Annotated in this window: 13 protein-coding genes and 1 tRNA gene; 4 read left to right on the top strand and 10 right to left on the bottom strand. The window is 56.9% G+C overall.

The window, feature by feature from the left end; translation table 11 throughout:
• Nucleotides 1-25: 25 nt before the first annotated feature.
• Together AC2FIT_RS08285 and AC2FIT_RS08280 are read right to left on the bottom strand one after the other, a co-directional pair.
• Nucleotides 26-102: transfer RNA gene (locus AC2FIT_RS08285), tRNA-His, on the bottom strand.
• A gap of 47 nt (nt 103-149) precedes the next feature.
• On the bottom strand, nt 150-632 hold the full coding sequence (locus AC2FIT_RS08280; protein ID WP_496828429.1) for a GNAT family N-acetyltransferase: 483 nt from the start codon (nt 630-632) through the stop codon (nt 150-152).
• Nucleotides 633-709: 77 nt separating this feature from the next.
• Here AC2FIT_RS08280 and AC2FIT_RS08275 point away from each other — a divergent pair, with 77 nt between their 5' ends.
• A complete protein-coding gene (locus tag AC2FIT_RS08275; RefSeq protein WP_496828427.1) occupies nt 710-898 on the top strand; it encodes a DUF6324 family protein in 189 nt (62 codons plus the stop codon).
• 3 nt (nt 899-901) lie between these two features.
• Here the strand turns inward: AC2FIT_RS08275 and AC2FIT_RS08270 are convergent, their stop codons facing one another.
• From AC2FIT_RS08270 to AC2FIT_RS08245, 6 genes are all read right to left on the bottom strand, one after another.
• Nucleotides 902-1,333, bottom strand: coding sequence for an MmcB family DNA repair protein (locus tag AC2FIT_RS08270; RefSeq protein WP_496828425.1), 432 nt, complete (start codon nt 1,331-1,333; stop codon nt 902-904).
• Between the two features lie 674 nt (nt 1,334-2,007).
• Complete coding sequence (locus AC2FIT_RS08265) at nt 2,008-2,304, bottom strand: hypothetical protein (RefSeq protein ID WP_496828423.1); 297 nt, start codon at nt 2,302-2,304, stop codon at nt 2,008-2,010.
• A 59-nt stretch (nt 2,305-2,363) separates the two neighbouring features.
• Nucleotides 2,364-2,846: a transcription antitermination factor NusB gene (nusB, locus tag AC2FIT_RS08260; protein ID WP_475180742.1), complete on the bottom strand. Its 483-nt coding sequence runs from the start codon at nt 2,844-2,846 to the stop codon at nt 2,364-2,366.
• Nucleotides 2,843-3,394: a 6,7-dimethyl-8-ribityllumazine synthase gene (locus tag AC2FIT_RS08255; protein WP_496828421.1), complete on the bottom strand. Its 552-nt coding sequence runs from the start codon at nt 3,392-3,394 to the stop codon at nt 2,843-2,845. The genes nusB and AC2FIT_RS08255 overlap by 4 nt, the downstream gene beginning before the upstream one ends.
• A 2-nt stretch (nt 3,395-3,396) precedes the next feature.
• Nucleotides 3,397-4,518: a 3,4-dihydroxy-2-butanone-4-phosphate synthase gene (ribB, locus tag AC2FIT_RS08250; RefSeq protein WP_496828419.1), complete on the bottom strand. Its 1,122-nt coding sequence runs from the start codon at nt 4,516-4,518 to the stop codon at nt 3,397-3,399.
• Between the two features lie 102 nt (nt 4,519-4,620).
• Nucleotides 4,621-5,208, bottom strand: a complete 588-nt coding sequence (locus AC2FIT_RS08245) for a riboflavin synthase (protein WP_496828417.1) — start codon at nt 5,206-5,208, stop codon at nt 4,621-4,623.
• A 138-nt stretch (nt 5,209-5,346) separates the two neighbouring features.
• Between AC2FIT_RS08245 and AC2FIT_RS08240 the strand changes: the two genes are divergently transcribed.
• The 3 genes from AC2FIT_RS08240 (at nt 5,347) to AC2FIT_RS08230 (ending at nt 9,865) form a co-directional block, all read left to right on the top strand.
• On the top strand, nt 5,347-6,645 hold the full coding sequence (locus AC2FIT_RS08240) for a capsule polysaccharide biogenesis protein (RefSeq protein WP_496828415.1): 1,299 nt from the start codon (nt 5,347-5,349) through the stop codon (nt 6,643-6,645).
• A gap of 92 nt (nt 6,646-6,737) precedes the next feature.
• Nucleotides 6,738-7,868 (top strand): polysaccharide biosynthesis/export family protein, encoded by a 1,131-nt coding sequence (locus tag AC2FIT_RS08235; protein WP_068334396.1) that lies wholly within the window; start codon nt 6,738-6,740, stop codon nt 7,866-7,868.
• Nucleotides 7,868-9,865, top strand: a complete 1,998-nt coding sequence (locus AC2FIT_RS08230; RefSeq protein ID WP_496828413.1) for a capsule polysaccharide biogenesis protein — start codon at nt 7,868-7,870, stop codon at nt 9,863-9,865. Before AC2FIT_RS08235 ends, AC2FIT_RS08230 begins: the two co-directional genes overlap by 1 nt.
• On the opposite strand, the gene ribD is transcribed toward AC2FIT_RS08230, so the two are convergent.
• Nucleotides 9,862-10,962, bottom strand: coding sequence for a bifunctional diaminohydroxyphosphoribosylaminopyrimidine deaminase/5-amino-6-(5-phosphoribosylamino)uracil reductase RibD (gene ribD / locus AC2FIT_RS08225; protein ID WP_496828411.1), 1,101 nt, complete (start codon nt 10,960-10,962; stop codon nt 9,862-9,864). The genes AC2FIT_RS08230 and ribD overlap by 4 nt on opposite strands.
• Nucleotides 10,959-11,429: a transcriptional regulator NrdR gene (gene nrdR, locus AC2FIT_RS08220; protein ID WP_068334393.1), complete on the bottom strand. Its 471-nt coding sequence runs from the start codon at nt 11,427-11,429 to the stop codon at nt 10,959-10,961. Before nrdR ends, ribD begins: the two co-directional genes overlap by 4 nt.
• Nucleotides 11,430-11,537: the final 108 nt, after the last annotated feature.

The raw sequence follows: 11,537 nt of genomic DNA, 5'->3' as shown, positions 1-11,537 counted from the left end.
ACTACTCAGCGTTTTTAGAGGGATTTGGTACCGCCTCCCTGGCTTGAACAGGGGACCTCTGGATCCACAATCCAGCGCTCTAACCAACTGAGCTAAGGCGGCACTTGTGAGGGGCGATGTACCGAACGCGCCCGGGGAATGCAAGAGGATTAAAACCGAATTTTCCAGCTTTGTTCGACAAGATTGACCCCAAAGGAATGTACCGGTTTGCTGCCCAGCAATTGCCACCCATTCGCGCGGTACAGCGCACAAGCCTCCCGGTGGCTTTCATGGGTCCACAACTGCATTTCCGCGTATCCCGCACCACGCGCGAACCCTGTACAGGCGTCCAACAGCCGCTTTCCCAGTCCCTGCCCTCGTGCCTCTGGCACCAACAGGAAAAGCCGCAGCTTTGCGGTTTGTTCGTCAAGCTTCACGCAAAAGATGCTGCCAAGCCTTTGCCCTTCGTGTTCTGCAATCCAACCCCGTTCGCACGACGGATCATGGCTGGAAACAAAGTCATCCAGGATTTGCCGGACCAAGGTACCGAACGAAGCATCGAACCCTTCGGCCTGCGCGTAAAGCGTGCCGTGTCGCTCAACCAACCAACGTGAATCGGACGCGTAAAAAGGTCTGATCTGAACGTCTTTCATACTGCACCAAACCTCAAACGCAGCTTGATTCTCAACCCTTTCAAGGGTAGCAAAAACGCTCAGTCCCGGAGGCGAAAATGGGTATCAACACCGAACGCAACATTCAGGCCAACTTGCAGATCGGCCCAACGGATCAAGGCATGATACGTCTTTTCATCGAGGCGGACGGCATTGAAATTCCTATGGATTTCGACCCTGAGGAAGCTGAAGAAATCGCAGACGAAATCCGCGCAGCCGCGCAAGCCGCCCGGGCTGTGAAGGGCTGACCTTTAAACCCGGGGATCGCGCAGGGCCTGCAATCTGCGTGCAGCATCGGTTGCAAATTTCTGCATCATCTTTTTGCGCCTGGCTGGGGCAAGCTTGTCCTCGGGCGCCATACGCACAATTTCCGCGTCATACGCATCAGCAATGATCAGCCCGGTTTCTGCAGGCAGAAGATCCGTCGGAAAGTCTGTATCGACAGCCCAGAAAAACCGATCACACCACTCAAGATACCCCTGCCACTTGGAATCAGCCTGATAGTCTGCCCGACTGGACTTACACTCAATCACCCAAAGTTCACCCTTTGGGCCTAAGCCCATCACGTCCACGCGCAACCCACGTGCTGGAACGAATTCCTCGACAGAAACAAAACCGTGCGCCCAAAGGTGGCGCGCAACACCGCGTGCCAGCTTCTGTCCGGGTTGCATGTCAAACATCATCCAGAAATTGTGAACAATTAGAGAACAAACCTCAAGCCCCTAATTTTCGCAGTGTAGCAGTTGCAACGCGGGCACACAGAGTGTTGCCAATCCGGTCCATAAATAACATGCCGCTGTCAAGCGATGCAGCAGTGCATAGCTAGAATGAAGGATCGGTCATAATTGCCTTCAATTACTTAAAATTTGGAAGATGTTCAGGAGCAAAATTTACCTTTTTGAAGCATTGGACCAATTGCTGTTCGTAGTTTGTTCCATAGGCCAACATTTTCCTCCAGCTTAGACAGAGTTCTCTCGGACGATTTCAGTGCGCGATCTGACCTCTGCCACTTGTACTCGACCGGGACACGCCTTACTTAGTCGCTTGGCGGGTTCTGCCCTTCTTGTGACTGGTAGCATTCTGGTGGCCTTAAGCAATTCCGAGGGGGCTGGCTCTGTTCAGGTCCTGGCCTGATTACCTGGCGCCCACCTGTACATACAGGTCCTCGGGAATCACACCGCACGGTTGACTGGTGGTCCCGCCACACTTGCCATAAGTTTTTCACCAATAGAAACGGGTTATACGCAAACGCAGGGCTTCGTTGCGCTTGGTTAACAGCAGCGTTGAAGGCCATATGGTTGCCACCAAAGCCCATGGATTAATGGCCGATGAGAGTTATCGGTAGCCAGCGAAAACCTCAGCTCTGCTCAACCTTCACCGGAGCGGGTTTAAAGTCGACAGCCACAGGCGTTCCACGTCGCGGACCCTGCGGTTTTTCGGCCATGCTCATGATCGCATAGGCAAATTGCACGCCCGCGAACACGATCCCGTTCATGATCCAGATCATGACCAGCGCGATCAGCCCAATATCCGACCCAGAGATCAGGCTGCGCAGGTTCGCAACGTTAAGCGCAAGAAGAACCCCAACAAAAATCGCTGAGATAACAAAGCCCCAGGCGGTTTGCGTAATGTATAGACGAATAAGTTTAGGCATGACGGGCCTCCTTGAGATCTTAAGCCAAGGTTAGCGCATCTATTGCTGCGGTAAAGGCGTCAGAACGCCTCGGGCTTGGCTTCGCGCGCCATGTGATCCACTACCGCGTTGACAAATTTCGGTTCTTTGCCTTCCGGGAAAAAAGCGCGCGCGACATCAACGAATTCAGTGATGACGACTTTGGGTGGTGTATCGCTTTGGGTCAATTCCGCCCCTGCCGCGCGGAAAGTTGCGCGCAAGGTCGGGTCAATGCGTGCGATCGGCCATTTTGCAACAAGCGCCCGGTCGGTCATCTGGTCGATTGATGCCTGATAGTTCACCGCATCTTCAACCAGTTTGCGGAAGACGCTGATATCACCGTCCAACATTTCCTCGCCTTCGTAGACAGCGCCGAAACGGTGATCCAGAAACTCATTCACAACCTGTTCAGTTGTCTGCCCGGATTGCTCCATTTGGAATAATGCCTGCACGGCATAAAGCCGGGCGGCAGATTTCATCAGGCGTTTCTGATTGGCCGGTTTCGGCGCGTCTGTCTGGGTCATGCTGTCGTGGATCCGTTGCTGTCGCCCGCCACAAGGATGGACTCGGACGGCGGTTTGAAACCAACGCCCTTTTTCGAAGCGCCCCACTTACGGCTGAGTGCGATCAGATGCAAGGCCGCAGCGGCTGCCCCAGCGCCTTTATTCATCTTTTTGGGGTTCGCGCGCACTTCGGCCTGACTGTCATTCTCAACGGTCAGTATGCCGTTGCCGATACACAAACCTTGCAAGCCCAAAAGTTGAATAGCGCGGCTCGAGTCGTTGCACACCGTTTCATAATGGGTGGTTTCACCACGAATGACACAGCCCAGCGCGACATAGCCATCGAAATTGCACTGGCGATCCGCCATGGCGATGGCGGTTGGAACTTCCAGCGCGCCGGGTACTTCGACCACTTCGTATGTGGCGCCCGCGGCTTCGATCTCGGCTTTTGCACCGGCGATCAGGTCATCTGCGATTGCGCGGTAGAACGGTGCCACCACCAGCAACAGCTTCACTGGTTTATCAAAGCTCGGGGTTGGCAATACGCCGTGTTTGTCTTGTTCTGCCACGATCAGTCTTCCTTGAGGATGGAGCGGGCGCCGACAATGGACAAGCCAAATGCGTCAAGCCCCAGATATACGGTTTTCGGCGAGTCGGTCAGTAATATCAGTTCCTGAATGCCCATCTTGGACAGGATCTGAGCACCCAGACCGGTTTGTTTGATGGTGCGGGGGCCTTCATCCTCGACTGCGTAGAGCGAGTTGCGCGGCTGGCGGAACAAGCAGACCACGCCGCGACCCTCTTCCGCGATCTTTTCCATTGCGCGCGGTAATTCACGCGACGATTTTGGCCCAAGACCAAGAATATCGGGCGCTTCGTGCAGGGCATGGGTGCGTGTCAGGACCGGTTCGGGCGTTGTTATGTCACCCTTGATCATGACCACGTGTTCGATGCCGTGGGTTTGATCAGTGAAAATCCGCATTTCCCATTCGCCACCGTATTCGGACGTGACGGTGCTGCGTGAGGTTTCGACCACCAGATTGTCATTGCGCGCCCGGTACGAGATCAAGTCGCTGATCGTACCGATCTTCATGTCGTGTTTTTTGGCAAAGTCCACCAGATCAGGCAGGCGTGCCATGGTGCCGTCAGGTTTCATGATCTCGCAGATGACGCCCGAAGGGTTCAACCCGGCCAGGCGCGAGATGTCTACTGCGGCCTCAGTATGGCCCGCCCGCACCAAAACCCCGCCTCGCTTTGCCCTTAACGGAAAGACATGACCGGGGGTGGCGATATGCGCCATCGTGTTCTGTTCGTTGATTGCCGTCGCCACGGTCAGCGCGCGATCAGCTGCAGAAATACCGGTACTGACACCCTCACGCGCTTCGATAGACACGGTAAACGCTGTTTCATGCCGGGACGAGTTGTTGACGGCCATCATCGGCAGGCCCAGCGCCTCGATCCGCTCGGCTGTCATCGGCAGGCAGATCAGACCGCGCCCGTGCGTGGCCATAAAGTTAATCGCCTCGGCATCAGCAAATTCGGCCGGGATTACCAGATCGCCTTCGTTTTCACGATCTTCGTGGTCGACCAGAATGTACATCCTGCCCGCGCGCGCCTCATCGATGATATCTTCAATCGGGCTGATCGCGTCGCGCAGGTTGGCTTCGACGGGTCCGGGGGTTGCAAAGCTCATGAGGCAGCCTTTCACAGGGCACGTTTGATCGGGTGGATAGCCTACCAGAGTGCCAAATGCCAGAGCACATCCAGCACCGGGCGACCCTGATGCGACGTTGTTTCAGGACATCTCGGACAGGCGCGCGACGTAGCGAGCCAGTGTGTCGATCTCAAGGTTCACCCTGTCACCCACCGAGACGTCACCCCAGGTCGTGACCTCTTTGGTGTGTGGAATGAAGTTAATTCCGAAATCGCAATCATCGACATCGTTCACGGTCAGCGAGGTTCCGTTCAACGCGACCGACCCTTTCGGCGCAATGAAGCGCGCCAGATCCTTGGGTGCACGCAATGTGACGCGGGTGCTGTCGCCTTCGTCCTGCACTGCCACCACCTCGGCCACACCGTCCACATGGCCCGACACGATGTGGCCGCCCAGTTCATCACCAACCTTCAAAGCGCGTTCCAGATTGACGCGCTTGCCGACCTGCCAGCTATCCAGATTGGTTTTCGAAACCGTCTCGGCGCTGATTTGAACGTCGTACCAATCATCACCCAGCGCGATCACGGTCAGACATACCCCGTCGCTGGCGATTGAGGCGCCGATATCTATGCTGGCAGTGTCATAGTCCGTTTTGATCCGGGCCCGCAGATCGCCCTTCTGATCCAGCTCGGTAACAGTGCCGATATCGGTGACGATCCCTGTAAACATTCCGCTAACCCTTAGTTCCTGATCTGGTCCAGTGTTCTCAGCCGAGGTAAGCCCATGCAGCGCGGCCGGCAAGCCCCACCTTGCCGTGAAAGGCCGAAACAGGCATTATTTTCTGAACAACAGGCAAGAGCAGTACCCATGTCACCCAACGCCACAGGCGACAAACGCCGTGTTTTCCTGTTTCTGCAGGGGCCGCATGGCCCGTTTTTCAATGGGCTTGGGCGTGTGCTTCAGGCGTCAGGAGCCAAGGTTTGGCGTGTTGGGTTCAATGCCGGGGATCAGGCGTTCTGGTTTGATAGGTCATCCTATATCCCCTACTTCGACACACCCAATCAATGGCCGGCCACACTATCCGACCTGATTGATGCCCGAGGCATCTCGGACATCGTTCTGTACGGCGACACCCGCCCCGTTCACGCCGAAGCCGTGCAGGTCGCACGCAGTAAACAGGTCACGGTTCACGTCTTCGAGGAAGGTTACCTGCGCCCTTGGTGGGTGACATATGAACGCTTCGGCTCGAACGGCAACTCGCGTCTTATGTCGCTGAGAGTTGAGCAGATGCGGTATGCGTTGGATAAATCCATGGCGCTATCACCCCCACCGCCATCGCATTGGGGCGACATGCGACAACACATCTTTTACGGCGCGCTCTACCATTGGTTTGTAATGTTCCTGAACAAGCATTACCGCAATTTTCGACGGCATCGTGATCTGCCGGTTTCCAAGGAGTTCAAACTGTATTTCAAGCGTTTGGCGCTGATGCCATTTCACCGGCTTCAACGTCACTGGGCCACGACGCGCGCGCTTGGGAACGGGAAGCCCTATCATCTGGCGTTGCTGCAACTGGCGCATGACAGTTCCGTTCGGTCCCATTCCCACTATACCAGTATGGCCGATTTTCTTGAGGATGTGATTGGGGGATTTGCCAAGGGTGCCCCGCCACACCACCGGCTTGTGGTGAAAGAGCACCCACTGGAAAACCACCGCGAACCCTTAAGGCGCCGTATGCGTGAGTTGGCGCGTGCCCATGGGGTTGCAGATCGCGTGCATTATGTCCCCGGGGGCAAACTTGCCAAGCTATTGGACGGCGCAAGTTCTGCGGTGACAATAAATTCCACCGCCGGACAACAGGCCTTGTGGCGGGGTATCCCACTGCGTATTTTTGGCAGATCGGTCTACGACAAACCCGAATTCGTATCGCGCCAACCGCTTGCAGCGTTTTTTGCAAATCCGATGCCCCCGGATCAGAACGCCTATAAAGCCTATCGACAGTTTCTTCTTAAGACGAGCCAGATTCCGGGCGGTTTTTATTCGCGCCGCGGACGGCGGCAACTCACACGTAGCGTGGCTGATATGATGTTGAATGCAAACGATCCTTATCAATCCCTACTGGCCGAGAAAGAGGCGCTGACGACACAGTTACAGATAGTTGAGTAAAACTGGACGGTTGGCGCTAGAAGTTAGTGCGCGAACCGGTTAGACTTTGCTAAACAAAAGAATACAACAAAAAATACTGAGGATAACCGGCAGTGAAGCGTTTTCCAATCCGATGGATACGGGGGGTATCCCTTGTGGTGGCTATTGGTCTGCTGTCCGCGTGCCAGCTTCCAAAAGCGGGCCCCAACAAAAATGAGATTCTGGCAGGCTCAACCGAAAATGGCGGCAATGCTTTCGTGGTTGAGGTCGACGATCGCGTCGCAAGAGCGGCCGCGGCTATTCCCCAGTTCGGGTTCCCGAATACTTTCCGCAGCGCGCAAAGTCTGGCCGCTGACACCGTACGCGCAGGCGACGTAGTAAGCCTGACGGTCTGGGAAAACGTAGATGATGGTTTGCTGTCAAGTGAGTTGAGCTCAGCCACCGTGCTAGAGCAGGTACAGGTTGACAGCGAAGGCTTTATCTTCGTGCCCTATGCCGGACGCATTCGGGCTGCTGGCAATACCCCAGAACAGCTGCGCCAGTTGATCACCGACAAACTGCAAGATCAAACACCGGACCCACAAGTCGAGGTGCGCCGCTTTGCAGGTGATGGAGCAACGGTTTCACTGAGCGGGGAGATCGGAGCGCCGGGACTCTATCCGATCGAGCGACCCAGCCGCACCTTGTCCGGGATGCTGTCAAGGGCTGGAGGTGTATCGCTGGGTGCGGATATCGCCCTTGTTACCCTGATCCGCGGCAATGAACGTGGAACAGTCTGGTACGACGATCTGGTCCGCGACCCCAAACTGGATGTCGCATTGCGTGGCGGGGATCGCATTCTGGTCGAGGCAGACAGCCGAACATACATCGCACTTGGGGCAACTGGTCAATCACGCGTGGCGTTCGACACACAAGACCTGTCTGCGCTTGAGGCGCTGGCGCAAGTCGGCGGTCTGCAATCTTTGTCCTCGGACCCCACGGGGATTTTTGTACTGCGCAAGGAACGGCAAGACATTGCCCGCGCCGTTATGGGCCGTCAGGAATTGCAGGGCGATCAGCGCATGATCTACCTTCTGAACCTCAACGCACCCAATGGGCTGTTTGTCGCAAGGGATTTCGTTATCCGCGACGACGACACGATTTACGTGACCGAAGCCCCGTACGCACAGTGGAGCAAGTCGATTTCACTGATCGCAGGGGGCCTGACGCCGGTTGCGAACGTTGCCACGCTGACGGGCGGCTGATGCAGGCTGAGCCGACAGCTGGGACACAGCGAACCCGGCTGTTTGTTTACAACGGCGGCTTTATGACGAAACGCCGCATTCGTCGCATACTAAACCTCAAAGGCTATGACATTCGGTTGGGATTGCCCCGGGAAAACGATGTTGTTGGCATCTGGGGAAACAGCCCAACAGCCCACCGTGGCTTGAAAATAGCGACCCAGCGCGGGGTGCCCGTTCATCGGGTTGAAGACGCCTTTTTACGCTCATTGCATCCGGGGCGGGGTGGAGAGCCCCCTCTGGGCTTGCTGATTGATCGAACCGGCGTGCATTTTGACCCTTCGCAGCCATCGGATCTTGAAACCCTGCTGGCAACTCATCCGCTGGACGATACCGCATTGTTGAACCGGGCGCGGTACGGGGCTGAAAGGTTGCGTGACCTGCATCTGAGCAAATACTCTGCCGTTGATCCGACGTTACCGCCCCCCAAGCCTGGATATGTTCTGGTGGTTGATCAGGCACGGGATGATGCCTCGGTCATTGCCAGCGCAGGAGATGACGCGCGATTTCGTGAAATGCTGGTCATGGCGCAAGAGGAAAACCGCGGCGCCCGCGTTTTGATCAAGACGCACCCCGAAACCGTTGCAGGGCATCGCAGCGGATATTTTTCGGATCAAGACCTGTCTGATCGGGTTTCATTTGTCACCACGCCCATAAGCCCATGGGCTTTGCTAGAGGGCGCAGTTGGCGTCTACACCCTTTCCTCTCAGCTCGGGTTCGAGGCCATCATGGCCGGACACAAACCCCGCATATTTGGCCAACCCTTCTATGCTGGCTGGGGGCTGACGCAGGATGAGGCATACCCTCCACGCCGACAGCGCAACCTGACCCGAGCGCAATTGTTTGCAGCGGCAATGATCCTATACCCCACATGGTACGACCCCTATCGGGACAGGCTGTGCGAGTTGGAAACCGTGCTGGATACGCTCGAAGCGCAGACGCGCGCATGGCGTCAGGATTACAAGGGCTGGACCGCGTCCGGCATGCGGTTGTGGAAGCGCAAACACCTGCAACAGATATTCGGCCGCGAGAAGAAAGTTCAATTTACCAACGCCCCTCCGGATCAATCTGACCGTCCCCACATGGTGTGGGCCAGCCACGCCCGCGACGCCGAAGGCGCGGTTCGGATCGAGGACGGGTTTCTGCGATCAAAGGGGTTGGGTGCCAGACTGGTCCCGCCTGTGTCGCTGGCGACAGATGACTTGGGTATTTATTACGACCCGACGCAGCCAAGCCAGTTGGAAGAGTGGATAGCCGCGCGTGAAACTTTGCGCCCGGATCAGGAATTGCGGGCTGAACGGTTGGTGGCACAGATCATCGCGGGCGGGATTAGTAAGTATAATACCGGGGGCGCTGTCCCAAATCTGCCCCAAGGACACCGTATTCTAGTTCCGGGACAGGTCGAAGACGATGCCTCAATCCTGCTTGGCAGCTCATCAGTGCGCACAAATACCGACCTGCTGCGCACCGCGCGCGAAGCAAATCCAAACGCCGTCCTGATCTACAAACCTCACCCGGATGTTGAGGCCGGACTGCGCGAAGGCAGGCCTGATGACCCAAGTCTTGCCGATGTGATTGCATCCAATACCGACCCGGCTGAATTGTTGTCTCACGTGCAAGAGGTCTGGACGATCACATCCTTGCTTGGGTTCGAGGCGCTAATACGTGGGGTCAGTGTGACGACACTTGGCGCGCCTTTCTATGCCGGCTGGGGGCTAACGAATGATTTGGGAACAGTGCCTGCACGACGGGGCGCACGGCCTTCTGTTCTTGGGTTGGCGCATGCCGCACTGATTGACTACCCACGATATTTGGACCCGGCCACGGGGCTACCCTGCCCTGCCGAGGTCGCCTTGCAACGCCTGTCCGAGGGGTATGAGCGCAAACGTGGCCTGTCACTTCGCCTGTTGTCCAAGCTGCAAGGATTGTTTGCCACGCATGCAGGTTTGTGGCGGCGCTAGCGCAGCGCGCGCGCCCAACGATGCAAAATGTCCGGCCCGATGGCGCGGGCCTCGATCAACTCAAAGCGAGGGGCCGACTCTAATCGCTCCAAACCAAGCGACCCAATGGCGGGCAAGCCCTCGGCCCCGATGGTCAGGCCCGCAGTGAAGCCGACCAGCTCATCCACAAGGTCATCAGCCAACAAAGAAGCTGCGAGCGCCGAGCCACCCTCACAAAAAACCCGCGTTAGACCTGCATGCCCCAATTGCTGCAACAGATCGGCTGCATCTATGTGATGTTCTTCAAGCGCACAGGGGATCAGACGGGCGCCCAACCCCTCCCACGCTCGGGCACGTTCTGGGTCGGGGGACGGGCCATGACACAGCCAGACGGGCACATCAGATGCTGTTCGTGCCAGTTGGCTCATCAGGGGAATATCCAGATGACGCGAGACGACAACCCTTACCGGCTGTGCCGAAATTCCAAGATCGCGGACTGTCAACGACGGATCATCGGCCCTGGCGGTACCTGCTCCGACCATCACCGCATCATGACTGGCCCGCATGGCATGCACAGCCCGCCGCGCCTTGGGCCCGGTAATCCACTGGCTGTGTCCAGCTGACGTGGCAATCCGACCATCGAAACTGCTGGCCAACTTGAGCGTTACAAATGGCCGACCTTGTTCTGTCTTGAGAAAGAATCCCGCATGATCGCGTGCGGCCTGTTCGGCCAAAACACCGGTAGTGACCTCAATCCCGGCTTCGCGCAACATCGCAAAGCCCTGTCCAGCCACGCGCGGATCACTGTCTTCGATTGCCGACACGACCCGCGCCACACCCGCCTTGATGAGTGCCTCGGCACAAGGGGGTGTTTTGCCGTGATGCGCACAAGGTTCAAGCGAGACATAGGCCGTTGCCCCACGCGCGGCCTCACCCGCCTGGGCCAAAGCTTGTGTTTCGCCATGTGGCCGACCACCGGGTTGCGTCCAGCCGCGCCCTACAATCCGGCCATCGCGCACAATAACGCAACCTACGGCCGGGTTCGGCCAGCACGTTCCTTGACCGCGCTGACCCAATGACAAGGCCAGCGCCATATATCGCTTATCTGTTTCGCTCACTCGTCCGTCGAAGGTTGCGGCGGTCGCAGTTCGTGGACGAACTCCTCGAAGTCATCGGCCGCCTGGAAATTCTTGTATACACTCGCAAAGCGAACATAGGCCACGGTGTCAATCCGCGCCAGAGCTTCCATCACAATCTCACCGATCTTTCTGGACGGGATATCCGTATCTCCCATGCTTTCCAGACGACGCACGATCCCGGAAATCATCTGGTCGATGCGCTCCGGGTCGATAGGACGTTTTTGCATAGAGATTCGGATCGAGCGTTCCAGCTTGTCCCTGTCAAAATCCTCGCGCTTACCGTTGGTTTTGATAACCACCAAATCCCGCAATTGTACCCGTTCATACGTGGTAAATCGCCCCCCGCAAGCGGGACAAAACCGACGCCTGCGGATCGCGACGTGATCCTCTGCCGGGCGTGAATCTTTGACTTGAGTGTCGATATTTCCGCAAAACGGGCAGCGCATCCGCCGTCTCCTCGTCCCTTGTTCCGCCTCTTTTGTAAGCGCTGCGGCTTACTTATCCACAACTATAGGGCACCCGCTAGGATTTGGGTAGTCGGAATTTTTCACCGC

It is taken from the genome of Ruegeria sp. YTSA135, assembly GCF_059610165.1.
This window is presented reverse-complemented; position numbering and strand designations above follow the sequence as displayed.